The 24149-nt window shown below is 73.5% G+C and carries 24 protein-coding genes; 14 read left to right on the plus strand and 10 right to left on the minus strand.

Annotated elements, in window-relative coordinates:
• Positions 1-43 precede the first annotated feature (43 nt).
• From BXA05_RS07605 to BXA05_RS07620, 4 genes are all read left to right on the plus strand, one after another.
• Entirely contained in the window at positions 44-574 is a 531-nt protein-coding gene (locus BXA05_RS07605) for a histidine kinase (protein WP_076404492.1), read from the plus strand.
• A gap of 73 nt (positions 575-647) precedes the next feature.
• Positions 648-1490: a DUF4097 family beta strand repeat-containing protein gene (locus tag BXA05_RS07610; RefSeq protein WP_076404493.1), complete on the plus strand. Its 843-nt coding sequence runs from the start codon at positions 648-650 to the stop codon at positions 1488-1490.
• Positions 1491-1519: 29 nt separating this feature from the next.
• Positions 1520-2350 carry an ABC transporter ATP-binding protein gene (locus tag BXA05_RS07615; protein ID WP_076404494.1) on the plus strand — a complete coding sequence of 277 codons (831 nt, stop codon included), beginning with the start codon at positions 1520-1522 and terminating at the stop codon, positions 2348-2350.
• On the plus strand, positions 2347-3111 hold the full coding sequence (locus BXA05_RS07620; RefSeq protein WP_076404495.1) for an ABC transporter permease: 765 nt from the start codon (positions 2347-2349) through the stop codon (positions 3109-3111). The genes BXA05_RS07615 and BXA05_RS07620 overlap by 4 nt, the downstream gene beginning before the upstream one ends.
• Before the next feature lie 140 nt (positions 3112-3251).
• Here the strand turns inward: BXA05_RS07620 and BXA05_RS07625 are convergent, their stop codons facing one another.
• The 6 genes from BXA05_RS07625 to BXA05_RS07650 form a co-directional block, all read right to left on the minus strand.
• Entirely contained in the window at positions 3252-4421 is a 1170-nt protein-coding gene (locus BXA05_RS07625; protein WP_083711644.1) for an ABC transporter permease, read from the minus strand.
• Between the two features lie 3 nt (positions 4422-4424).
• Entirely contained in the window at positions 4425-5408 is a 984-nt protein-coding gene (locus BXA05_RS07630) for an ABC transporter permease (protein ID WP_076404496.1), read from the minus strand.
• Between the two features lie 5 nt (positions 5409-5413).
• Positions 5414-6217, minus strand: a complete 804-nt coding sequence (locus BXA05_RS07635) for an ABC transporter ATP-binding protein (RefSeq protein WP_076404497.1) — start codon at positions 6215-6217, stop codon at positions 5414-5416.
• On the minus strand, positions 6214-7107 hold the full coding sequence (locus tag BXA05_RS07640) for an ABC transporter ATP-binding protein (RefSeq protein ID WP_076404498.1): 894 nt from the start codon (positions 7105-7107) through the stop codon (positions 6214-6216). Before BXA05_RS07640 ends, BXA05_RS07635 begins: the two co-directional genes overlap by 4 nt.
• Positions 7108-7183: 76 nt before the next feature.
• Positions 7184-8854 carry an ABC transporter substrate-binding protein gene (locus BXA05_RS07645; protein ID WP_076404499.1) on the minus strand — a complete coding sequence of 557 codons (1671 nt, stop codon included), beginning with the start codon at positions 8852-8854 and terminating at the stop codon, positions 7184-7186.
• Positions 8855-8970: 116 nt separating this feature from the next.
• Positions 8971-11484, minus strand: a complete 2514-nt coding sequence (locus tag BXA05_RS07650) for a beta-glucosidase family protein (protein WP_076404500.1) — start codon at positions 11482-11484, stop codon at positions 8971-8973.
• A 257-nt stretch (positions 11485-11741) separates the two neighbouring features.
• Between BXA05_RS07650 and BXA05_RS07655 the strand changes: the two genes are divergently transcribed.
• The 4 genes from BXA05_RS07655 to BXA05_RS07670 all read left to right on the plus strand — a co-directional run bounded on the left by BXA05_RS07655 (position 11742) and on the right by BXA05_RS07670 (position 15977).
• Positions 11742-12473, plus strand: a complete 732-nt coding sequence (locus tag BXA05_RS07655) for a TetR/AcrR family transcriptional regulator (protein ID WP_083711646.1) — start codon at positions 11742-11744, stop codon at positions 12471-12473.
• 90 nt (positions 12474-12563) lie between these two features.
• Positions 12564-13358, plus strand: coding sequence for a formate/nitrite transporter family protein (locus BXA05_RS07660; RefSeq protein ID WP_076404501.1), 795 nt, complete (start codon positions 12564-12566; stop codon positions 13356-13358).
• 139 nt (positions 13359-13497) lie between these two features.
• Positions 13498-14835, plus strand: coding sequence for an aspartate kinase (locus BXA05_RS07665; RefSeq protein WP_031316267.1), 1338 nt, complete (start codon positions 13498-13500; stop codon positions 14833-14835).
• A 23-nt stretch (positions 14836-14858) separates the two neighbouring features.
• Positions 14859-15977, plus strand: coding sequence for an aspartate-semialdehyde dehydrogenase (locus BXA05_RS07670; RefSeq protein ID WP_076404502.1), 1119 nt, complete (start codon positions 14859-14861; stop codon positions 15975-15977).
• Between the two features lie 99 nt (positions 15978-16076).
• Here the strand turns inward: BXA05_RS07670 and BXA05_RS07675 are convergent, their stop codons facing one another.
• Together BXA05_RS07675 and BXA05_RS07680 are read right to left on the minus strand one after the other, a co-directional pair.
• On the minus strand, positions 16077-16484 hold the full coding sequence (locus tag BXA05_RS07675; protein WP_076404503.1) for a VOC family protein: 408 nt from the start codon (positions 16482-16484) through the stop codon (positions 16077-16079).
• 125 nt (positions 16485-16609) lie between these two features.
• Positions 16610-17302, minus strand: a complete 693-nt coding sequence (locus BXA05_RS07680; RefSeq protein ID WP_076404504.1) for a hypothetical protein — start codon at positions 17300-17302, stop codon at positions 16610-16612.
• 190 nt (positions 17303-17492) lie between these two features.
• Here BXA05_RS07680 and BXA05_RS07685 point away from each other — a divergent pair, with 190 nt between their 5' ends.
• The 6 genes from BXA05_RS07685 (at position 17493) to BXA05_RS07710 (ending at position 22518) form a co-directional block, all read left to right on the plus strand.
• Entirely contained in the window at positions 17493-17912 is a 420-nt protein-coding gene (locus tag BXA05_RS07685; RefSeq protein ID WP_031316974.1) for a GntR family transcriptional regulator, read from the plus strand.
• 5 nt (positions 17913-17917) lie between these two features.
• Positions 17918-18901, plus strand: coding sequence for an ATP-binding cassette domain-containing protein (locus tag BXA05_RS07690; protein ID WP_083711648.1), 984 nt, complete (start codon positions 17918-17920; stop codon positions 18899-18901).
• Entirely contained in the window at positions 18898-19689 is a 792-nt protein-coding gene (locus BXA05_RS07695; protein WP_076404505.1) for a hypothetical protein, read from the plus strand. Before BXA05_RS07690 ends, BXA05_RS07695 begins: the two co-directional genes overlap by 4 nt.
• 87 nt (positions 19690-19776) lie before the next feature.
• Positions 19777-20859: an ABC transporter ATP-binding protein gene (locus BXA05_RS07700; RefSeq protein ID WP_083711650.1), complete on the plus strand. Its 1083-nt coding sequence runs from the start codon at positions 19777-19779 to the stop codon at positions 20857-20859.
• Positions 20856-21665, plus strand: coding sequence for an ABC transporter permease (locus tag BXA05_RS07705; RefSeq protein ID WP_076404506.1), 810 nt, complete (start codon positions 20856-20858; stop codon positions 21663-21665). Before BXA05_RS07700 ends, BXA05_RS07705 begins: the two co-directional genes overlap by 4 nt.
• A gap of 118 nt (positions 21666-21783) precedes the next feature.
• Positions 21784-22518, plus strand: coding sequence for a glutamine amidotransferase (locus BXA05_RS07710; RefSeq protein WP_076404507.1), 735 nt, complete (start codon positions 21784-21786; stop codon positions 22516-22518).
• A 69-nt stretch (positions 22519-22587) separates the two neighbouring features.
• On the opposite strand, the gene BXA05_RS07715 is transcribed toward BXA05_RS07710, so the two are convergent.
• Together BXA05_RS07715 and BXA05_RS07720 are read right to left on the minus strand one after the other, a co-directional pair.
• Positions 22588-23517 (minus strand): sulfite exporter TauE/SafE family protein, encoded by a 930-nt coding sequence (locus BXA05_RS07715; RefSeq protein WP_034652036.1) that lies wholly within the window; start codon positions 23515-23517, stop codon positions 22588-22590.
• A 119-nt stretch (positions 23518-23636) separates the two neighbouring features.
• Entirely contained in the window at positions 23637-24095 is a 459-nt protein-coding gene (locus BXA05_RS07720) for an RrF2 family transcriptional regulator (RefSeq protein ID WP_034652034.1), read from the minus strand.
• Between the last annotated feature and the right edge of the window lie 54 nt (positions 24096-24149).

Below are 24149 nucleotides of genomic sequence, written 5' to 3' on the forward strand. Positions count from 1 at the left end.
CAAGGGGTTGCGGTGACACCACTCGTGGTGCCATGATGGCGTCATGGACCTCACCCCGTACGTCGACGACCTCCAGGACCGCCTCGCCGCTGCTGCGGACGCCGCCGGTGACGACGGCCGTCGGCTCGCCGAGCGCCTGACCGCTCCGCTGGACGCGGCCGTGCGCCTCGTCCTCCTCGACGCGCTCTCCGCCGCGGCGGGGGAGATCTCCGCGGAGCTCGCCCCCGGGTCGGTGGACGTGCGGCTGCGCGGTGGTGCCCCTGAGTTCGTGGTCGCCGTCCCCGCCGTCGCGCCCGCCCCGACCGAGGCGCTCGTCCCGGCGAGCACCCCGGCCGCGCCGGCCGGCCCCGCGCCGGCCGACGTGGAGGCGGGGGCCACGACCCGCACGACCCTGCGCCTGCCCGACCACCTCAAGACGCAGGCCGAGACCGCCGCCGCGCGCGACGGCGTCTCCGTCAACACGTGGCTCGTGCGCGCGGTCGCCGCGGCGCTCGAGCAGTCCACCGGACGCCCTGCCGCGCAGGCCCGCCCGCAGCAGCGCGGCTCCGCCCGCGTCACCGGCTGGGTGCGCTGACCGCCTCGGTCCCCGCCCCCGCCTCCTCCGACCGCACCTGACACCACCACGACACCACTCCTGGAGCTTCGTCATGCCCACTTTCCCCGCCCCCCAGCCCCTGCCCGTCGTCGTCGACGTGCCGTTCGCCCAGCTGCACGTGGTCGCCGGGGACCGCGACGACGTCGTCGTCACGGTCCTGCCGACCGACCCTGCGAAGTCCGGCAGCGTCCGCGCCGCCGAGGCGGTCCGCGTCGACGGCGACGGCAGCGCCCTGACGATCTCCTACCCCGGGTCGTGGAAGCAGTACGTGCTGCCGTTCGCGTCCGGCACCGCCGACATCACCGTCGAGCTGCCCGCGGGCTCCGACGTGCGCGGCAAGGCGGGCTCGCTCTACGCCGAGGGCAGCCTCGGCACCGTCGAGATGGCGCTGTCCGCCGGGGACGCCCGCGTCGAGGACGTCGACCGGCTCGACGTCAAGGCCTCGGCGGGCTCCGTGGCGGCGCGTCGCGTGCGGGGCTCGCTGGACGCCCGCGTCAGCGCCGGGTCGGTCCGCGTCGAGGAGGTCCGTGGCGAGGGCACCATCAAGGCGACCAACGGCACGACGACGGTCGGTGCCGTCACCGGCTCGCTCGCCGTGCACGGCGCGCACGGCGACATCGCGGTGGCGCGCGTGAGCGGCACGCTCACGGCCAAGTCCGCGCACGCCGGCATCCGGGTCGAGCGCCTGGAGTCGGGGAGCGTCACCCTCGCGACGTCGTACGGCTCGATCGAGGTGGGCGTGCCCGAGGGCACCGCCGCGTTCCTCGACGCGAGCTCCGAGCACGGCAGCGTGCGCAACCACCTCACGCCCACGGAGGGCCCCGTCGAGGACGAGGCCACCGCGGAGATCCACGCCAGCACCGGGTTCGGCGACGTCGTCGTCCGCCGGCCCTGACCACACCTGAGAGAGACGGAGGCCTGGACATGTCTGTCGACCAGACCCTCGCACCCGCGGTACGGGTACGAGACATCGAGAAGTCGTTCGGCGACCTGCACGTGCTGCGAGGGGTCGACCTGGACGTGGCACGCGGGAGCATCTTCGCGCTGCTGGGGTCCAACGGGGCGGGCAAGACCACGCTCGTGCGGATCCTGTCGACGCTGCTCGCGCCCGACGCGGGGACCGCGAGCGTCCACGGGCACGACGTCGTCGAGCAGCCCGGGCAGGTCCGGGAGTCGATCTCGCTGACCGGGCAGTTCGCCGCGGTCGACGAGGTCCTCACCGGACGGGAGAACCTCGTGCTCGTCGCGCGCCTGCGCCACCTGAAGAACCCCGGTCAGGTGGCGGACGACCTCCTCGCCCGCTTCTCGCTCACCGACGCGGGCTCGCGTCGGGCCGGGACCTACTCGGGCGGGATGCGCCGTCGCCTCGACATCGCGATGAGCCTGATCGGCGACCCGCCGGTCATCTTCCTCGACGAGCCGACGACCGGCCTGGACCCCCAGGCTCGCATCGAGGTCTGGGCCACGGTGCGCGAGCTCGCCCAGGGCGGCACGACCGTGCTGCTCACCACGCAGTACCTCGACGAGGCCGAGCAGCTCGCGGACCGGATCGCGATCCTGCACCGCGGCACCATCATCCAGAACGGCACCCTGGCCGAGCTCAAGGCGCTCCTGCCGCCCGCGCAGGTCGAGTACGTCGAGAAGCAGCCGTCCCTGGAGGACGTGTTCCTCACCCTCGTCGGCGAGACCGGCGACGACCCCACGACCCCGACGACCCCCGAGGGCACCCAGCCCGCCGGAGAGGAGCTCCGATGACCACGCACGTCCTGGCCGACACCCGTGTGCTGACCGGCCGCTCGCTGCGCCACATCCTGCGCAGCCCGGACACGATCATCACGACCGCAGTCACCCCGATCGCGCTCATGCTGCTCTTCGTCTACGTCCTCGGCGGCGCGATCGACACCGGCGCCGCCGGGTCGTACATCGACTACATGCTGCCCGGCATCCTGCTCATCACCGTCGCCTCGGGCGTCGCGTACACGTCGTACCGGCTGTTCCTCGACCTGCAGGGCGGCATCTTCGAACGCTTCCAGTCGATGCCCGTCGCGCGGTCCAGCGTCCTGTGGGCGCACGTGCTGACGTCGCTCGTGGCGAACCTCGTCTCCGTGACGATCGTCGTGGGCGTGGCGCTCCTCATGGGGTTCCGCACCGGGGCGTCGGTGGGCGCGTGGCTCGCGGTGCTGGGCATCCTCGTGCTCTTCACGCTCGCCCTGACATGGCTCGCGGTGGTCGCCGGGCTCTCGGCCAAGACGGTCGACGGAGCGTCGGCGTTCAGCTACCCGTTGATCTTCCTCCCGTTCATCAGCTCCGCGTTCGTCCCCACGGACACGATGCCGGGCCCGGTCGCGTGGTTCGCGGAGAACCAGCCGGTCACCGCGATCGTCGACACGCTGCGCGCGCTGTTCGGCGGGCAGCCGGTCGGGTCCGACATCTGGGTCGCGCTCGCGTGGCTCGGCGGGATCCTCGTCGTCGCCTACGCGTGGGCCGTCGCGATCTACCGGCGCAAGATGCGCTGACCCGAGGGACGCGGACGGTCCCGGCACGGGTGGAGGCGTGCCGCCCGCGCCAGGGGCGTGGCGCGGACGGCGTCCCGTGCCGGGACCGGCTGCCGGTGAGGGGCCGCGGCGCGGCCCCTCACCCGTCTGTGCGGCGTCCGCTACGCGGAGCGCTCGGGCCGACCGGCCGGGATCACGTCCGGGCCGTCGGTCGCCTGGTCCGCCTCCACGACCGCACCGATGTCGTCGCCGTGCACCGGCGCGCCCGGGAGGTCGACGGGCGGCGAGTCGGGCGGGGGAGGGGTGACGCTCCCCGCGAGCAGGTCGGGCCGGTCGGCGACGGTCGTGATCCCGCTCGACGCCGCGTAGCCCTTCTTGCGCAGGGCGCGCGCACGCTCGCCGGCCGAGCGCAGGCGCGGGTTCACGTACTCGTCGATGCCGAAGTTGACGAGCGACAGGGCCGTGCCGAGCAGCGCGATGCACAGGCCGGCGGGGACGTACCACCACCAGTAGTCGGGGAAGGCGCCGTTCTGCTGGGCCCAGAAGAGGATCGTGCCCCAGTTGAGGTTCGTGATGGGGATGACCCCGATGAAGGCGAGGGTCGTCAGGCCGAGGACTGCGGCGGTCACGGTGCCGACGAAGCTCGACGCGATGATCGCGGTGAGGTTCGGCAGCATCTCGACGGCGATGATGCGGTGGATCGGCTCGCCGTTCGCCCGCGCGGCCTGGATGAAGTCCCTGTTCCGCAGCGACAGGGTCTGCGCCCGCAGGACGCGCGCGCCCCAGGCCCAGCCCGTGATCGCGAGCACCGTGGAGACGAGCAGCAGGCTCGGGTTCTCCTGCTGCGACGCCACGATGATCATGAGCGGCAGGCCCGGGAGCACGAGGAACACGTTGGTCACGGCCGAGAGCGACTCGCTCCGCCACCCCGCGACGTACCCGGCGGTCACCCCGACGACCACCGCGACGAGCGTCGCGATGATGCCGGAGACGAAGCCGACGACGAGCACGCCGCGCGTGCCGTAGATGATCTGGCTGAGGACGTCCTCGCCCATGTGCGTCGTGCCGAGCAGGTGCTGGGCGGACGGCGGCTGCTTGAGCGCGGTGAAGTCCTTCTCCAGCGGGCCGTAGGGCGCGAGGAGGTCGCCGAAGACCGCCACGAGCGCGAACACGCCGAGGATGATCAGGCCCGTGAGCGACTTGCCGTTGCGGAACATCGCGAACGACGCCCCGGCACGGCTCGTGAGGCCGCGGCCGGAGGACGTGCCCGGGTCGGGCGGGGTCGTCGCGGGCGTGGGACCGCTCGCCGCGGTCGTGGTGGTGGACGTCATGGCTCAGGCCTCCGTCTGGCGCGTGCGCGGGTCGAGGGTGGCGTAGGCGACGTCCGCCAGGATGTTCGCCACGAGGACCGAGAGCGTGATGACGAGGAAGAGCCCCTGCATCAGCGGGTAGTCCTTCGCGTTGGTGGCGTCGAGCAGCAGCTTGCCCACCCCGGGGTAGGAGAAGACGAGCTCCATGACGAGCGTGCCGCCCACGATGAAGCCGAGGGAGAGGGCGAAGCTCGACAGCTGCGGCAGCACCGCGTTGCGCGACGCGTAGCGCGTGAGCACCTTGCGGGGCGGGAGGCCCTTGGCCTGCGCGACCGTGACGTAGTCCTCGTCGAGGACGGTGATCATCATGTTGCGCATCCCGAGGATCCAGCCGCCGAGCGACGCGACGACGATGGTCAGCGCGGGCAGCGTGCCGTGCTGGACGACGTCCCACGCGAACTCCCACGACCACTCGGGCGACGCGCCCTTGCTGTACGCGTGGGAGGCGGGGAACCAGCCGAGCGTGCTGGAGAAGACCGCGATCGCGATGAGCCCCATCCAGAAGTACGGCACCGTCGAGAAGAACGTCGAGACGGGCACGATCGCGTCGGCCCTGCTCCCGCGGCGCCACCCGATGATCGCGCCCAGCCCGCTGCCGAGGAAGAAGCTGAGGATCGTGGCGATGCCGACGAGCCCGAGCGTCCACGGCAGGGCAGCGGCGATCACGTCGCCGACAGGAGCGAGGCCCTTGGAGAACGAGCGCCCGAGGTCGCCGCGGAGCATGAGGCCCCAGTAGTCGACGTACTGCTGGACGAGCGAGCGGCCGTCGTCGAGCCCGAAGAGGGTGCGCAGCGACTCGGCCGCCTCGGGGCTGATCTTCCCCTGGTTCTTCGCGAGGTACGCGGAGACCGGGTCGCCCTTCATCATGCGGGGCAGGAAGAAGTTGATCGTGATCGCCGCCCAGGCGGTGAACAGGTAGAAGGCGGTGCGGCGGGCGAAGAATCGCAACGGGATCAGCTCCTCGACGATGCGCGGCCGGCGCCGGAGAAGTGGACCTCCGGGTTGGGCGAGGCATCGCGTAGCGCGCGGGTGTAGGGGTGCTGGGGGGCGAGGATCACGTCGTCGGCCGGGCCGTGCTCCACGACCTGGCCGTGGTGCAGCACCATGATCTCGTCGCTGAAGTGGCGCGCGGTCGCCAGGTCGTGCGTGATGTACAGGACCCCGAGGTTCGCCTCGCGCTGGAGCTCGGCGAGGAGGTTGAGGACGCCGAGGCGGATGGACACGTCGAGCATCGAGACCGGCTCGTCCGCGACGAGCAGCGCCGGTCGCGAGGCGAGGGCGCGCGCGATCGCGACGCGCTGGCGCTGGCCGCCGGAGAGCTCGTGCGGGCGCCGGTCCACGACCCCGCCGTCGAGGTGGACCCGGTCGAGGAGGCGGTGCACCTCGGCGTCGACCTCGTCCTTCGGGACCACGTGGTCGAGGCGCAGCGGGCGCTCGAGGTGGTGGCGGATCGTGTGGTACGGGTTGAGCGACGCGAACGGGTCCTGGAAGACCATGCGGACCTGCTGCCGGTAGCGGCGCAGGGCGCGTCCGCGACGGGGGACCGGCGCGCCGTCGAGCAGGATCTCGCCCGAGGTGGCGCGCTCGAGCTGCGTGAGGATCTTCGCGATCGTCGACTTGCCGCTGCCGCTCTGCCCGACGAGCGCGACGGTGCGGCCCGAGGTGAGCGTGAAGCTGACGTCGTCGAGCGCGAGCAGGTCGCCGGAGCCCCGGACCTTGTACTTCTTGCTCACGTGCGAGAGCTCGAGGGTGGTCATCGGGCCTGGCCTCCTGCGCTGGTCGTGGCCGTGCTCGCGACCGTGGCCGCGGGCTCCGAGCGGCCGCGCACGAAGCCGCCCCGGTCCCCGGTGAGGCTCGGGAACGAGCCGAGGAGCGTGCGCGTGTACTCGTGCCGGGCGTGGTAGTAGATGTTCGACGCCGTGTCGAGCTCGACGATCCGGCCCTGGCGCATGACCGCGATCCGGTCGGAGATCTCGAGGAGCAGCGGGAGGTCGTGCGTGATGAAGATGACCGAGAAGCCGAACTGCTTCCGCAGGTCCGAGATCTGCTGGAGGATCTCGCGCTGCACGAGGACGTCGAGTGCCGTCGTCGGCTCGTCCATGATCATGAGCTGCGGCTTGAGCGCGAAGGCCATCGCGATCATGACGCGCTGGCGCATGCCGCCGGACAGCTCGTGCGGGTAGGAGCGCAGCCGGTCGCGGCCGACGCCGACGAGGTCGAGGAGCTGGGCGCTCTCCTCGGTCCGCTCGGCCTTGCTCATCCGGGGGCGGTGCGTCTCGAACACGTCGCCGAGCTGCTTGCCGATGTTGGCGACCGGGTTGAGCGCGTTCATCGCCCCCTGGAACACCATCGACGCCTTGTCCCACCGGAACCGGCGCATCGCGTCGTCGTCCAGCGCGTTGAGGTCGACGTCCTCGCCCGACTCGTCGTGGAAGACCGCCGACCCCGAGGGGATGACGGCCGGCGGCTTGAGCAGCCGCTGGATGCCGTACGCGAGCGACGTCTTGCCGCAGCCGGACTCGCCGGCGAGACCGAGGATCTCCCCCCGGTGCAGCGTGAGGGAGACGTCGCTGACGGCCTCGACGGGCGGGTCGACGTCGTAGACCACGCTGAAGTGCGAGACGGTCAGCAGGGGTTCGCTGTTCACTCGTCCTACCTGTTCCTGTGCTGGGGGCCGGGCCGCACCGAGGCTCGCGCGGCAGGGCCGCGCGAGCCTCGGGGTCTCACTCGGCCGGCTTGAGCTGGGTGAGGATCAGCACCGCGGTCGGCTGCGTCGGGTCCGCGTTGATGTACGGGTCGTCGTCGCTGGGCCAGCCGACGTAGCTGCGCGTGTTGAACTCCGTGATGAACGGGCGCGTGCCGATCGGCATGACCGGGACCTGCTCGACGAAGATCTTCTGCGCCTCCGCGATGGCCGTGGCGCGGTCCTCGTCCGTCGTCGCGGCGAGGTACGCGTCGAGGGCGGCCGTGGCCTCCGGGCTGTCGAAGCGGCCGAAGTTGTAGTCCGCGGCCTCGCCGACCGGCTTGAGCCAGCGGGCGTCCATCGTGTCGCTGTAGATGTCGTACGGGGTCGCCCCGGTCTCGGTCCAGTGCAGGATCGCGTCGAAGTCGCCCGTGCCCTTCGCGGCCCACCAGGAGTCGGAGTCGGGCGTGTCGACCGTGGCCTCGACGCCGATCGCCTTGACCGACTCCGCGATGAGGCTGATGCCCGTGACGTAGTCGTTCCAGCCCTGCGGGACGCTCAGCCGGAACGTGACGGGCTCGCCGTCCGGGTCGACGAGGGAGTCGCCCTGGAACGTGTACCCCGCGTCGGTGAGCACCTTCTTGGCGCCGTCGACGTCGACCTCGTACTCCTCGCCCGCGTACTCGTCCGAGATGAACGGGTCGCCGGCCGGGGTGGGCAGGCCCGTGACGGAGGTCAGGAGCGGCACGCCGCCCTCGCGGGCGATCTGCTGGTGCTGCTCGCGGTCGATCACCATGTTGACGGCCTGGCGGAACGCGACGTCGTCGAACGGCTTCTTGGTCGTGTTGACGAACATCGCGTCGATGCCGAGACCGGCGGGCGCCCAGTACACGTTGTGCTCCGGGTCCTTGTCGACGAAGGCCGACTGCACGTTCGGCAGGAACGCCTGGGCCCAGTCCGCGTCCCCGTTGGCGAGGGCGGTCGTCAGGGCGCTGTTGTCGTTGTAGGAGACGTAGTACAGCGTCGGGACCGCGAGCTCGCCGCCCCAGTAGTCGTCGCGCGCGTCGAGCTGGACGCTCTCCGTGCTGAAGCTCGTCAGCGTGTACGGGCCCGTGCCGACGGGGTCGGGGTTCGTCTCCGTCGTCGGGTCGGCGATGCCCTCCCACACGTGCTTCGGCACGACGAACCGGTGCAGCACCTTGTCCTGCTTGGCGAACATCGGCGTGCCGAACGAGACGGTGACCGTGTCGCCGTCGACGGCGACGTCGGTGATGTCGAGCGCCGCGGTGTTCAGCTCGGGGGTGTCGACGAGCATCTGGTACGAGTACGCGATGTCGTCGGCCGTGAGGTCCTGGCCGTCGCTCCACTTCACGCCCTCGCGGGTCGTGAGCGTGACCGACGTGTAGTCGTCGGACCACGTGATCTCGGACGCCAGCCACGGACGGACCTCGTCCGACGGGTCGACCACGTTGACGATGCCGACGGGCTCGTAGATCGCGTTGACGTAGCCGAGCTTGAGCGCGGACGAGTCGCCGATCCAGGGGTTGTTCGACTCGGTCGCGATGGCGCCGTCCGGCTTGGCGATCGTGAGGGCTGCGCCCCCGCCGGAGCTGGTCGTGCTGTCGTCGTCGTTGCCGCCGGACGACGAGCAGCCGGTCAGCACGAGTGCTGTCGCGATGCCGAGGGCGATCGCGGAGGCCTTCAACCTCATGAATCTCTCTCCTTCGAGGGAACGACGTCCCCGGCGCGCTGCCGGGGCGGTGGAGCGTGGGGTGTGACGGAAGGTGCGGGGCGCTGGGTCGCCCCTCGGCTGGACCGCGGTCCGGGCTACTCCTCTTCGGTGGTGCTCTCCTGCACCCGGACCGCGGTGTCCAGGCGGAGGTCGTGGACGGAACGCCCCACCCGCAGCCGGTACGTCCCGGCCGGGAGGTGCCAGCGTCCGCCGTCGGCGTCCCACACCTCGAGCTGACGACGGGGGACGGTCACGGTGACGTCGGCGGAGGCGCCCGCAGCGACGTCGACGACGGCGAACCCGCCGAGCCAGCGGACCGGACGGTCGCGCTCGGCGACCGGGGCCGACGCGGGCACGACCGGGGGCTCGACGTAGACCTGGACGACCTCGCGGCCGTCGCGCGGTCCCGTGTTGGTGACGTGGACCGTGAGGACGGTGTCGCCGTCGGGCGTGCGGGCCGGCCGGCCTACGCGGTCGTACGACCACGTCGTCCAGCCCAGCCCGTGGCCGAAGGGTGCGGCGGGGACGGCGCCCGAGCGCTCCCACGCGCGGTACCCGACGTGGACGCCGTCGTGGTACTCGACGATCCCGCCGGCGGGCACCGCGTGCGGGACCGGGACGTCCGCCTCGGCGGCAGGGAGCGTCCAGGGGAGCCGGCCGGCCGGCTCGACGGCGCCCGCGAGCACGTCGGCGATCGAGTGCCCGGCCTCCTGGCCGGGGAACCAGACCCAGAGCACGGTGCGCGCGCGGTCGAGCCAGGGGAGCAGCACGGGCGCGCCGGCGTTGACCACGACGACGGCGTCCGGGTCGGCGTCGAGGACGCGCTCGACGAGCTCGTCCTGGCGACCGGGGAGCGCGAGGGACGTGCGGTCCCAGCCCTCCGACTCGACCTCCTCGTTCGTCCCGACGACGACGACGGTGAGGTCCGCCGCGCGGGCGGCCTCGACGGCGTCGGCGATCTCTCGCTCGACGCTCGGGGCGGGCACCCGGTGGCGCAGCTCCGCGCGCACGAGGTTGCCGTACCCCTCGGCGCGCGTGACGAGCAGCGCGGCGCTGATCCGCACGCGGCGCGGAGCGTCGACGTGGACGGTCGCCGGGACCCCCGCCGGGTTGTTGATCGAGGAGTCGAGGATGACCTCGACGCCCGACCGGTGCTCGTCCTTCGCGACGACGGCCCCGTCGATCTCGATCGAGTGGCCGGGGACCGTCCCGACCTCGAGCACGTGGTCCCCGGGCTCGTCGAGCAGCACGTCGACGTCGAGCACGACGGTGTCGACCTCGTCGGGCAGGTCGCGCAGGAACCCGTCCCAGCGCGGCAGGACCTCCTCGTGGAGCGTCGCGCCCTCGGCGTCGAGCCAGGTCACCGAGACGGCGGCGCCGTCGGGGCTGCGCCCCTCGACGTCGAGCCGCGGGGCGAACCGGCGTGCGTCGCCGCCGCGGGCCACGGTGAGCGTGGCGTCGGGCCAGCGGGCGGCCAGACCCTCGGCGGGCGTGACGACGTGCGCGGGGTTCACGGTCGAGCTGCCGCCGCCGAGCACGTGCGGGCGCACGGCGTTGGGGCCGACGAGCGCGATCGAGCGCGGCGCGGGGCGGTCCCAGACGGGGTTCTCGGCGTCCGACCGCAGGACGACGGTGCCGGTCGCGGCGGTGCGGCGCACGAGCGCGCGCAGGTCGCCGTCGTGGGTGACCGGGCGGCCGGGCTCGTCGAGCGCACCGACGCGGCGCGCGAGCAGGAGGATGCGGGCGACCTTGTCGTCGATCTCGCTCCGGGGGACGCGACCCTCCTCGACCGCGCGGACGAGGGCGTCCTCCCACGGGCCGCCGGGCCCGGGCATGACGACGTCGAGGCCGCCGTTCGCCGAGAGCTCGGTCGTGCGCGTCGCGACCCAGTCGGAGACGACGGCGCCGTCGAACCCGAGCTCGTCCTTGAGCACGGCGGTGAGCAGGTGCCGGTGCCCGGTCATGGGTCCGGACTCGACGCCGTCGTCCACCTGGTTGTAGGCGGCCATGACGGACCAGGCGCCGGCTGCCACGGCGTCCTCGAACGGCGCGAGGTAGACCTCGCGCAGCACGCGCGGGTCGACGTGCGACACGTACGACGTGCGCTGCGTCTCGGAGTCGTTCGCGACGTAGTGCTTGACGCACGCCGCGACGCCCTGGTCCTGGAGCCCGCGCACGACGCCGGTGCCGATCTGCGCGGTGAGGTACGGGTCCTCGGAGTAGCACTCGAAGTGCCGGCCGCCGACGGGCGTGCGCTGGATGTTGACCTGGGGTGCGAGGACGACGTCGACGCCGTGCGCACGCGCCTCGCGGGCGAACGCCTGCCCGGTCTCGCGGGCGACCTCTCGGTCCCACGTCGCTCCCACCGCGCTCGGCGACGGGAAGAGGACGGAGGTCTCGCCCTCGACCTCGCTCGTGCCCCGGACGCCGACGGGCCCGTCCGACAGGACGACAGGCCGCAGCCCGAGCGCGTCCGACGCGTGCAGGCGCCACATGGACTGCCCGGTGAGGAGGCGGACCGCGTCGCGGAGGGGCAGGCCCTGCGCGGTGGTGCGCAGCGTGGCGAGCTCCGCGGGATCGCGCTCTCCCGCCAGGGACTGCGATGTCACGTTCGTGCTCCTCGTCGTCGAGTCGGCTGTCGATCCGTGAACTTACCGTGCAGTCAGTAAGTGCGCAAGAATCTGCGTTTGCGCAGGTCAGATCGATATCTGTCCGTGATCTTCGGCGCGGTGGGGACTCGGACGCGGTGCGGCGTGCGTAGGATCGCCCCGGACGGTGACGGACCGAGGACGTGCTCGGCGCCCGCGAGCCCGCGTCGACGCCGACGGCGGCGCACCGGGCACCACGACGAGAAAGTGACGAGGCGATGACCACGAGCAGGCGGCGTCCGCGGGTGCGGGAGGAGACCCTCCGGCGCCGTGAGGAGATCCTCAAGGCCGCCATGGCGACCTTCGGGAGCAAGGGCTACCACAACGGCCCGCTCACGGAGATCGCGGAGCAGGTCGACATGACCCACGCCGGGATCCTCCACCACTTCGGGTCCAAGGACCACCTCCTCCTGGAGGTGCTCCGCTACCGCGACGAGAGCGACGTCGCCGGCCTCGACGGGCAGCACATCCCCGGCGGCATCGACATGTTCCGCCACCTGGTGCGCACCGCGTTCCTCAACGCGCAGCGGGCCGGGATCGTGCAGACGTACGCCGTGCTCTCCGCGGAGTCCGTGACCGACGCCCACCCGGCGCGAGAGTTCTTCGAGGTCCGGTACCGGACCCTGCGGCGCGAGGCGGTCGAGGCGTTCGAGGCGTTGTGCGCGGAGCGGGGCGTCACGGTGCCGACGACCGTCCGGCACGCGGCGGCCTCGATCCTCGCGGTCATGGACGGGCTCCAGGTGCAGTGGCTCCTCGACCCGACCCAGGTCGACCTCGGCGAGGCGAGCGAGTTCGCGATCGAGGCGATCGTCTCGGCGGTGCTCGACCCGCGCCCGTCCCCGCTGGGGGGCCGTGCGCCGGCCCCGGCGGAGGAGGACGGCGTCGCGGACCCGGCCCCCACCGGGGAGACGGGGGCGCCGGTCGAGCCCGCGGAGGCGGCGAAGGCCTGACGCGCGCGGGCCGGGTCCGGACCTTCGGCCCCGCGGCGTCGCGACGACCGGCCCTGTCCGGGGGGCGGCCCAGCTGCGAGGATCGAGGGTGTGCAGACCCTCGCCCAGGCGGTGACCACCCAGTCGGAGGCGGCCCGGGAGAAGGTGCTCCTCGCCAGACGCCCCGGGCGCTACCTCGTCGCGGCGATGCTCGCGGGCGCGTACATCGGCGTCGGCGTCGTGCTCATGGTCGCGACGGCGGGACCGTTCCTCGCCGCCGGGGCGCCGGGCGAGCGGCTCGTCGCCGGCGGCGTGTTCGCCGCGGCGCTCACCCTCGTCGTCTTCGCCGGGGCCGAGCTCGCCACGTCCGCGATGATGGTCCTCACCCAGGGCGTCGCGACGCGCGCCGTCCGGGTGCGCGACGCCGTCGTCACGCTGGGCCTGTGCCTCGTCGGCAACCTGGCCGGGTCGATGCTCTTCGCCTGGGCCGTCACGCAGGCGGGGGTGCTGCGCTCCAACGCGGCGGCGGGCGAGATGGTCGCCTCGATGCTGCGGGCCAAGGCGCACGAGACCGGGGGAGAGCTGTTCTTCCGCGGCGTGCTCTGCAACGTCCTCGTGTGCGCCGCGATCTGGGCCTGCGGGCGCCTGCGCTCGGAGGCGGGCAAGGCGGTCATCCTGTTCTGGGGGATCCTCGCGTTCATCGCGTCCGGGTTCGAGCACGTCGTCGCCAACATGACGACGTTCTCCCTCGGGCTCTTCGGCGGCCTCGGCCCGACGACGTGGGCCGACTTCGGCCGCAACCTCACCTGGGTGGGCCTCGGCAACCTCGTCGGCGGGGCCGTCGTCGTCGGGCTGGCGTACGTCGTCGTGGCCGGTCCGCGGGCGCGCGTGCTGCCCGAGGTGTGACCCCGGGCGTCGGTCGTCACGGTCCGCAGGGCGGGACGGGCTTGGCCGGGGCGTGGGACTCGTGCCTATCATCGACCGACCCACAAGCACCCGGCGGGCCGTTGAGAGAGACGGAGGCCGGCGACAGATGGAGCAGCACGTGGCACTTGTCGTGCAGAAGTACGGCGGTTCGTCCGTCTCGGACGCCGAGAGCATCAAGCGGGTGGCCAAGCGCATCGCCGAGGCGAAGCGGGCCGGGAACGACGTCGTCGTCGTGGTCTCGGCGATGGGCGACACGACCGACGAGCTCATCGACCTCGCCCAGCAGGTCAGCCCCCTCCCTCCGCAGCGCGAGATGGACATCCTCCTCACCGCGGGCGAGCGCATCTCGATGTCGCTGCTCGCGATGGCGATCACGAGCCTCGGCGTGAAGGCGAAGTCGTTCACCGGGCAGCAGGCCGGTCTCATCACCGACGCGGTGCACGGCAAGGCGCGCATCGTCGACGTCGTCCCGACGCGCGTGCGCGAGACCCTCGACCGCGGCCAGGTCGCGATCGTCGCGGGGTTCCAGGGCGTGACGCAGTCGACGAACGACGTGACGACGCTCGGGCGCGGCGGGTCGGACACGACCGCCGTCGCGCTCGCGGCAGGTCTCGACGCCGACGTGTGCGAGATCTACACCGACGTGGACGGCGTGTTCACGGCCGACCCGCGCATCGTGCCGTCCGCGCGCAAGATCGACCGCATCACGTACGAGGAGATGCTCGAGATGGCGGCGAGCGGCGCGAAGGTCCTCGCGCTGCGCTGCGTCGAGTACGGCCGCCGGTACGGCGTCCCCATCCACGTGCGCTCGTCCTTCAGCGGCAAGGACGGCACGTTCGTCAGCGCGGACGCGTACACCGCGCGCCCCGGCGCGAGCGCCGGCTCCCCGGCCGGCACCGCCGGCAGCACCGCAGACCTTCCCGAGGAGACCGTCATGGAAGACCCGATCATCTCCGGCGTCGCGCACGACCGCAGCGAGGCCAAGATCACCGTCGTCGGCGTGCCCGACGTCCCGGGCACGGCCGCGCGGATCTTCGAGGTCGTCGCGGGCTCGGGCGTGAACATCGACATGATCGTGCAGAACGTGTCGGCGGCCCGCACGGGCCTCACCGACATCTCGTTCTCCCTCCCCGAGGGCGACGGACCCGCCGCGATGTCCGCGCTCTCGGCGCTGCAGGCCGAGATCGGGTTCGACTCGCTCCAGTTCGACGACCAGATCGGCAAGCTCTCGCTCGTCGGCGCGGGCATGAAGTCGCACCCCGGCGTCTCCGCGAAGCTCTTCGGTGCGCTGCGCGACGCGGGCATCAACATCGAGATGATCTCCACCTCGGAGATCCGCATCTCGGTCGTCACGCGCGAGGACTCGCTCGACGACGCGGTGCGCGCCGTGCACACCGCCTTCGAGCTCGACGCCGCCGACGGCGAGGCCGTCGTCTACGCCGGCACCGGCCGCTGACCCGACGCAGGAGAGGACCCACCATGAGCACCCAGAGCACCCCCGGTCTGCACCTCGCCGTCGTCGGCGCGACCGGCCAGGTCGGCGCGGTCATGCGCCGCCTCCTCGAGGAGCGCGACCTGCCCGTCGCGAGCGTCCGCTACTTCGCGTCGGCGCGCTCCGCCGGGTCGACGCTCCCGTGGCGCGGGACCGACGTCGTCGTGGAGGACGTCGCCGCGACCCCGACCGAGGACCTGCGCGGGATCGACGTCGCGCTCTTCTCCGCGGGCGGCGCGACGTCGAAGGCGCAGGCCGAGCGGTTCGCCGCCGCGGGCGCCGTCGTCATCGACAACTCCTCCGCGTGGCGCATGGACCCCGACGTCCCGCTCGTCGTCTCGGAGGTGAACCCGGGCGCGCTGCGCGAGGCGCGCAAGGGCATCATCGCCAACCCCAACTGCACGACGATGGCCGCGATGCCCGTCCTCAAGCCGCTCTCGGACGAGGCCGGGCTGGAGCGCCTCGTCGTCGCGACGTACCAGGCCGTCTCCGGGGCCGGGCTCGCCGGTGCGGAGGAGCTGCGCGCCCAGGCCGTCGCCGGCGCGGCGGCCGAGGGCACGGGCGCCGGGCTCGTCGGGCTCGTGCACGACGGCGGCGCGGTCGCCTTCCCCGAGCCCACCGTCTTCCCGCGCAACGTCGCGTTCAACGTCGTCCCGCTCGCCGGGTCGATCGTCGACGACGGGCAGGAGGAGACGGACGAGGAGAAGAAGCTCCGCAACGAGTCGCGCAAGATCCTCGGGCTGCCCGAGCTCGCCGTCGCGGGCACGTGCGTGCGCGTCCCCGTGTTCACCGGGCACTCGCTCGCGATCCACGCGGAGTTCGGCGCCCCGATCACGCCCGACCGGGCGCGCGAGATCCTCGCCGCCGCCCCCGGCGTCGCGCTCGCGGACGTGCCGAACCCGCTGGAGGCGGCGGGCAAGGACCCGTCGTTCGTCGGTCGCATCCGCACCGACCAGTCCGTCCCCGGCGGGCGCGGCCTCGTGCTGTTCGTCTCGAACGACAACCTCCGCAAGGGCGCCGCGCTCAACGCGGTGCAGCTCGCCGAGCTCGTCGCGCAGGACCTCGACGGCGTCCGCGCCGCGTTCGCCCCCGCCCTCGCGAGGTAGAGCCCCGGTCCCGCGAGGTAGAGCCCTGGTCCGCCGAGGTAGAGCCCTGGTCGTGACCAGGGCTCTACCTCGCGAGCCGGGGGTGTCAGCGGGCCGCGTTCAGCCCTCGACGAGCCGGGCCATGTCGTCCCCGTCCGCGAGGCCCACGATGTTGCCGGCCGGGTCGGTGAACCAGGCGCCGTCGCCGCCCTCCATGAAGCCGCGCGCGATCCCCTTCTCGTCCTGGTCGAACCCGTCGTAGCGCTCGAACGTCACGCCCTTCGCGGTGAGCTCGTCGACGACCTGGTCCACGTCGTCGACGGTGAGGTGCATGACCGTGAAGGCGGCCGGCCGATGGTCCTCCTTCGGGTAGACGAACACGTCCGAGCCGCCGCCGAGGTGGAGCACCAGACCGTTCCCGCCGTCGAGTGCCGTGACGGGGAGCCCGAGGGTTTCCCCGTAGAACGCGCGCGCCGCGTCGAGGTCGTCCGCCGAGAAGCTGGAGAACCCGCGCTTGATGGTGACCATCGTTGCCTCACTCCTTCGGGACCGCCGGCGGTCGGAGGGCGGGGCCCGCCGCGGACGCCGGATCCTCCCAGCGTCCCACCGCCGGCCCGCGGTGGGTACCGCCCGGGGCGGGTGAAGGGAGCGGGTCAGGGCGAGCGTGCGGGCGCGGGGCGGGTCCCGAGCGTCGGTGCGAGCACCCACAGCGCCGTGGCGGCGAGCACGTGCCAGACGGCGTGCCCCTGGAGCGTGACGCCGAGCGCGCCGTCGGCGTCGCACAGCGGCCAGCCCGGGCGGGTCAGGGTCCCCGCCGTGCCGCCGACGGCGAGCAGCACGAGCGCGGCGACCGTGCGGCGTCGGACGGCGGGCCGTCGCCACGCGCGCGCGGCGCTCGCAGCCACGGCGACGCACGCCGCGACCACCTGGGCGGCGGTGGACGCCGGCACCGAGACCGCCGCGAGCACGACCCCGAGCAGGGTCGGCGCGAGCCACCACCACGTCCGCAGGCGGCGCCCGGTGAGGTCCGCGACGGCGTCGGCGGCGACGAGCGCGAGCGTCCCGAGCAGCGGCGGGTCGTGCACGACGGGGTTCCACGACGGCGACGGCCCGTGCTGCACCACGGAACCCACCCCGATGAGGGCGACCAGCACCCCGAAGGCCACGCGGAGCCGCGACGCCGCACCCACGGCGTCGGCCACGCCCGGGGCGGGGCGGGGCCCGGGTCCGGACCGCCGCGCCGCCACCACGACGGCCGCGCCGGCCACGACGAACGCGAGGCTCGTCCACGTGCTCAGCGGCTCGGCCCAGGGCGTCCCTCCCGCGAGCTCGCGCGCTCCGCCCACCCCGCCTCCTCCGCCTCGCAGCCAGTCGGACCCGGCCTACCGGGACGGGCCTCGGCACCGATGTCCCCATCGTTCCGCCCGGCGCCGGTCGCCGCGCGTCCGGACGAGGGGTTGCGCCGGGCAGGCCATCTGTGGTTCATTACTCAAGTAATGAACCACAGAACGCGCGAGGCGGGAGAGGATGGGACCCATGTTCGACGGACCTGAACCCATCTACCTCCAGATCGCGCAGATGATCCGTGCGCAGGTGCTCGCGGGGGAGCTCGCGGAGGAGGAGCAGGTCATGTCCACGACGCAGTTCGCGACGACGTTCCGGATCAACCCGGCGACGGCGGCCAAGGCGTTCGCCGGGCTCGTCGACGAGGGCGTCCTCTACAAGCGGCGCGGGCTCGGCATGTTCGTCGCACCGGGCGCGCGCGAGCGGCTGCTCGCCGAGCACCGCGCGCGGTTCTTCGACGAGGTCCTCGACCCCGCGCTGGCGCAGGCGGACCTCCTCGACATCCCGGCCGCCGAGATCGTCGAGCACGTCCTCGGCCGCCCGCGGCCCGCCGGTCCCGGGACCGGCGACGCACCCCGTACCGGCCCCGACACCGACCCCACCCCGAGGTGAGACCCGTGACCGCCCGGCCCACCAGCCATCCCACCGACCACCCCGCCGCGACCGCGCCCTTCGGCGCCGAGGTGCGCGACGTCGTCGTGCGGTACTCCCGCGGCGACGACCCCGCGCTCGACGGCGCGACCCTGACGATCCGCCCCGGCGTCATCACCGGCCTCCTGGGCCGCAACGGCGCCGGCAAGACGACGCTCGCGGCCCTGCTCGCCGCGTTCCGGCGCCCGACGTCGGGCACGGTCCGCGTCGGTCCGGACGGCGAGCTCGAGGACCCGTTCGAGAACGTCTGGGCGACGATGCACACCCAGCTCGTGCGCGAGAGCGGCGACGTGGGGGAGTCCGACAAGGCGCGCGACACGCTCGAGTACTACGCGGACGTGCGACCGCACTGGGACGCCGACCTCGCAGGGCGCCTCCTCGACACCTTCAAGGTGGACGTCCGCAAGAAGCCCAACGAGCTCTCGCGCGGCAAGCGCTCGGCGCTCGGCGCGGTCGTCGGGCTCGCCGCCCGCGCGCCCCTGACGATCTTCGACGAGGTCTACCTCGGCATGGACGCCCCGAGCCGCTACGCGTTCTACGACGCGCTCGTCGCGGACTACGCCGAGCACCCGCGCACGATCCTGCTCTCGAGCCACCTGATCGCCGAGGTCGAGCGGCTCTTCGAGGACGTCGTGATCATCGACCGCGGGCGGGTCCTGCTCGCCGAGAACGCCGACGACGTCCGCGCGCGCGGCGTCAGCCTCACCGGGCCGGCGGACGTCGTCGAGCGCCACACCGCGGGCCGGGAGGTGCTCGCCCGGCAGCGGCTGGGCAGCACGGCCCAGGTCACGCTCTTCGGCACGTTCGCCCCCGACGAGCGGGCCGCGGCCGCCGCGGCCGGGCTCGAGGTCGGGTCGGTGCCCGTCCAGGACCTGTTCGTCCACCTCACGCGCACCGACCGCACCGCGGACGGCGCGCCCGCCCGCACCCGCACGCAGGAGGCACGATGACCGCCACGATCCCGCGCTCCGCGGAGCGCCGCGCGCTCGAGAAGGCCGCCCACCGGCGCGGCGTCCGCGCCGTCGCCTGGTACTTCATCGGCGGCACCTGGTACGTCGGCGTGTGGTTCTGGCTCATCGCGCTCGCCATCGGGGCCCTCGTCCTGTGGATCATGCTGCGCAACGACGACGTGAGCATCGAGGGCGTGGGCGGCGTCGCGGGCTCGGCGAAGTTCTTCCTCTTCGTCATGGGCATCCTCCTGCCGCTCATGACCATCGCGCTGCACGTCGCCGCCGGCGGCACGCGGCGGTCGTACACGCACGGCCTGTGGATCGGCGCCGCCGTCTCCGGGCTCACGTTCGGGATCGCGACCGCGCTCGTGCGGTGGGCGGAGTGGGCGCTGTTCCGCCAGGCCGGCTGGCCGACGGAGCAGGACCTCACGCAGCTCTACGCGGACGGGTCCGAGGTCGGGCTCATGATCCTCGTCGAGGGCACGTTCTGCGTCGTCTACTACCTCGCGGGCATGGTCGTCGCCGCGGGCTTCTACGGCTTCGGGTTCCTGCGCGGCGTGCTGCTCGTCGTCGCGTCGCTCGCGACCGTCCTGGTGAGCGAGGTGTTCCTGCGCTCCGGGTTCTTCGGCCACGCGCTCTCGCGCGTCGTCGGTCTCGACGGCACCCCCGTCTGGCTCGCCGTGCTCGGCGGGCTCGTCGGGGTCGTGCTCGCCGCACTGCTCCTGCGCGTCGTCCTGCGGGGCGTCGCGATCCGTCCGGTCGAGTTCGCGGGCACCGCGAGCGCCTGACCGGCAGCACCCTCCCACCGCACTCCCACCCGTCCGGGCGGCGCACGGCGCCGCCCGTGGGTGCCGCACACCCTCCTGGAGGTCACCATGAGCACCGCAGCACCGCCCCCGGGCGGCACGACGGCGACGTCGCCCGCCCCGCCCGCCGACCGCACGGCCGGGCCCGCCCCGGTCGTCGAGATCCGGAACCTGCGCAAGACGTACCCGGGACCGCAGGGTTCCGGCACGCGCACCGTCGCGGTCGAGGACGTGAGCCTCACCGTCCGGCAGGGCGAGATCTTCGGCATCCTCGGGCCCAACGGGGCCGGCAAGACGACGACCGTCGAGTGCCTCGCCGGGCTGCGCCAGGCCGACGGCGGCACGGTGCGCGTGCTCGGCGTCGACCCGCAGGCCGACCCCGCCGCGGTGCGCGACGTCGTCGGCGTCCAGCTCCAGGAGGCCGCGCTCAACGAGAAGATCACGGTCGAGGAGGCGATGCGGCTCTTCGCGTCGTTCTACGCGTCGCCCGGCGACGTGGAGGAGCTCCTCGACCTGCTCGACCTCGCCGCGCACCGGCGCGTCGCGTTCGCCAAGCTCTCGGGCGGGCAGAAGCAGCGCCTGTCGATCGCGCTCGCGCTCGTGGGGAACCCGCGCGTCGCGGTCCTCGACGAGCTGACCACCGGGCTGGACCCGGCGGCCCGCCGCGCGACGTGGGAGCTCGTCGAGCGTGTGCGCGACCGCGGCGTGACGATCCTGCTCGTCACGCACTTCATGGACGAGGCGGAGCGCCTGTGCGACCGGCTCGTCATCATCGACCGCGGCCGGGTCGTCGCGCAGGGCACGCCCGCGGAGCTCGTCGACTCCGTCGACACGTCGCGCACCGTGCGCCTGCGCGTGCCGCCCGCGGACCACGACCTCGCGCTGCACACGATCGCGGGGCTCGCGGACGTCGAGCGCGTCGAGGCGTCGCCGACCGGCGGGCGCGAGATCGAGGTCACGGGCTCCCGGCGGGTGCTGCCCGCCGTCGTGCTCGCGCTCGCCGAGCACGAGGTCGTGCCCGACGACGTCCGGACCGTCTCCCGCACGCTCGAGGACGTCTTCGTGGCCGTGACCGGCCGCACGTACGACCCGGACGCGACCGACGCCTCGGACGCGACCGACGCCCGACCGACCCGAGGGGAGTCCCGATGACCGCCACGACCCTGACCCCGTCCGCCGTGCCCGTCCGCCGCGGCAGCGGCTGGCGCGGGTTCGGCGTCCTGCTCGCCACGGAGGCGCGGCTCTGGCTGCGCGACCCGGGGACGGTGTTCTTCGCGCTCGTGTTCCCGACCGTCCTGCTCGTCGGGGTCGGGTTCGCCATCCCGGGCATGCGCGTGCCGATCGAGGACGCGCCCCCGCCGTGGGGCGGGCTCACGCCCGTCGCTCTCTACGCGCCCGTGGTGCTCGCCGCGGCGATCGCGACCCCGGCCCTGACGACCATGCCGGTCTACTTCGCCACGTTCCGCGAGAAGGGCCTGCTGCGGCGGCTGTCGACGACGCCCATGCGCCCGCAGGGGATCGTCGTCGCGCACCTCGTCATCAACCTCGTGGCCGTCGTGGTCGCGTCGGCCGTCGCGCTCGTCGTCGGGCAGCTCGTGTTCGGCCTGCCGGCGCCGCAGAACGCGGCGACGGTCGTGCTGGCGTTCGTCCTCGGCGTCGCGTCGATGTACGCGCTCGGCACCCTCGTCGCGGCGCGCGCGCCCAAGGCGAGCACGGCGTCCGCGATCGGGACGCTCATCTACTTCCCGCTCCTGTTCCTCTCCGGGCTGTGGACGCCGGGGCCGATGATGCCGGAGGCCGTCGCGCAGGTCGGCAGGTTCACGCCGCTCGGCGCCGCGTCGCAGGCGATGACGGCGGGGTGGTTCGAGGAGGGCTTCCCCACGGTGCAGGTGGTCGTCATGGTCGTGTGGACGGCCGTGCTCCTGCCGCTCGGCATCCGGCTCTTCCGCTGGAGCTGAGGCGGGACGGACCGCGGGGCCGGGCCCTCGGCCCCGTCCGGGCCGCTGCTCTGTCTGCTCCGGGCCGGGGCCCGGCGCCCGCGGGCGTGGCTGCCGGAGCGCCCCTAGCCTGACCGGCATGAAGCCCTTCCTGCTGCTGGCGTCCCGGGCGGAGGACCCGGCCGCGGACGGCGAGCACGCGGCGGTGCTGCGTCACTCCGGCCTCGCGCCGCACGAGCTGCACCGCGTGCGGATGGAGGCGGGCCCGCTGCCGGCGATCGACCTCGACGCGTACTCGGGGGTGATCGTCGGCGGCAGCCCGTTCGACTCGTCGCGGCCCGAGGCGGAGAAGTCGGCGACGCAGCGCCGGGTCGAGCGCGAGCTCGCACCGCTCCTGGACGAGATCGTCGAGCGCGACGTCCCGTTCCTCGGGGCGTGCTACGGCGTCGGGACCCTCGGCCTGCACGAGGGCGCGGTGCTGGACGACACGTACGCCGAGCCCATCTCGCCAGTGACGATCCGGCTCACCCCGGAGGGCCGGGCCGACCCGCTGCTCGCGGGCCTGCCCGACGCGTTCGAGGCGTACGTGGGCCACAAGGAGGCGGTGCGGGAGCTGCCGCCGCACGCGGTGCTGCTCGCGACGTCGGACGCGTGTGCGGTGCAGATGTTCCGCGTCAAGGAGAACCTCTACGCGACGCAGTTCCACCCGGAGCTCGACCTGGAGGGCATCCTCACGCGCATCGGCGTCTACCGGGACTACGGCTACTTCCCGCCCGAGGCCGCGGGCGACGTCGAGGCGGCCGTCCGGCGCGGCGACGTCCGGGAGCCCCACCGCATCCTCGCAACCTTCGTCCGCCGCTACGCGAGCAACTGAGGTCGAGCAGGTGGTCGTGGTCCGTCCTGCCGCCAGGACGGACCACGACCACCTGCTCGGCGGAGCGGGTCAGCGGGTGGCGGGGGCCGGGTGGGGGGTGTCGGCGGGTGTCGGGTCGGCCGCTGCCTCCGCCGCTACGGCGCGGCGGTGCGCCCGCACCGACCAGACGACGGCGGCCGCCCAGACGACCGCGACGAGCGCCAGCACGACGCCCTGGACCGCGCCGCTCGCGTCGACCCAGTCGGAGCGCAGCAGCGTGCGGACGTTGGTGAGCACGATGACGCCGCCCACGGCCGAGCCGAGGATCCGGGGCGGGAGCATCCGCACGAGCCAGGCCGCGATCGGCGCGGCGACGAGCCCGCCGAGGAGGAGCGCCACGACCCACGTCAGGTCGATCCCCTGCGAGCCGAGCGACCAGAGGAACCCGAGCGACGCGGCGACCGCGACGAGGAACTCGCTCGTGTCGACGGACCCGATGACCTTGCGCGGCTCGATCCGGCCCGACGCGAGCAGGGCGGGCGTGCCCACCGGGCCCCAGCCGCCGCCGCCCGTGGCGTCGACGAAGCCCGCCACGAGACCGAGCGGCGCGAGGAACCGCTTGCGCAGCGGCAGCCCCAGGCGGCCCGTCGGCAGCCCGGCGAACGTGAAGCGCGAGAGCACGTAGACGCCGAGCGCGAGGAGCAGCAGCGACATGACAGGGGCGGCGACCTCGGTCGACAGGTTCGCGAGGAACGTCGCGCCCGCGAACGCCCCGAGCGCGCCCGGCACGCCGATGCGCAGCACGACCTTCCAGTCGACGTTCCCGAACCGCCAGTGCGCCGCGCCGGACGCGAGCGTCGTCCCGATCTCCGCGAGGTGGATCGTCGCGGACGCCGCCGCGGGGTTGGTCCCGATCGCGAGGAGGAGCGTCGTGGACGTCACGCCGTACGCCATGCCGAGGCTGCCGTCGACGAGCTGGGCGCCGAGGCCCACGAGGGCCAGCAGGACGAGGGTCCGCACCGGGGCCTCCTTGCTCGGGCGCCGGGAGGGTCCCGACGTGTCCTGACAAGGTTGACCGGGCGGGTCCACTATGTGAAGCGCCGCCCGCATCGTGGGCCAGTGTTAACGGGAGCGTCCCGTCAGGGGTTCTCCCACGCGTCGGCGCGGGCCGCGAGCGCGTGCACGTCGTCGGGCAGGTCGCGGCGCACGACGTCGTCGATCGTCACGCGGTCCAGCACGTCGCGGACGCTCGCGCGCAGGGCGATCCACACCTCGAGCAGGCCCGCGGCGGAGCCGTCGTACTCGAGGCTCGGGGGGCGCTCGTCGCGGACCGTGACGAGCGGGCCGTCGACCGCGCGGAAGACGTCGGCGAGCGTCACCTCGGACGCCGGGCGCGCGAGGCGGTGGCCGCCGGAGCGCCCGCGGACGCTCGCGACGATCCCGGCCCGGCGCAGGTCGCCGAGGATCCGTTCGAGGAAGCTCACCGGGAGGCCCTGACCCGTCGCGAGGTCCTCCGCCCGTACCGGGTCGCCGTGCGGCGACGCCGCGAGCTCGGCGCACGCCCGCACCGCATAGTCCGCCTTCGCCGAGACACGCATGAGGACATTGTGCCGTGCGCGGGTCTCACCCCGGGGCGCCGCTGCCCCTCGCGA

This window comes from Cellulosimicrobium funkei (assembly GCF_900155925.1).
In the GTDB taxonomy this organism is placed as follows: Bacteria; Actinomycetota; Actinomycetes; order Actinomycetales; family Cellulomonadaceae; genus Cellulosimicrobium; species Cellulosimicrobium funkei.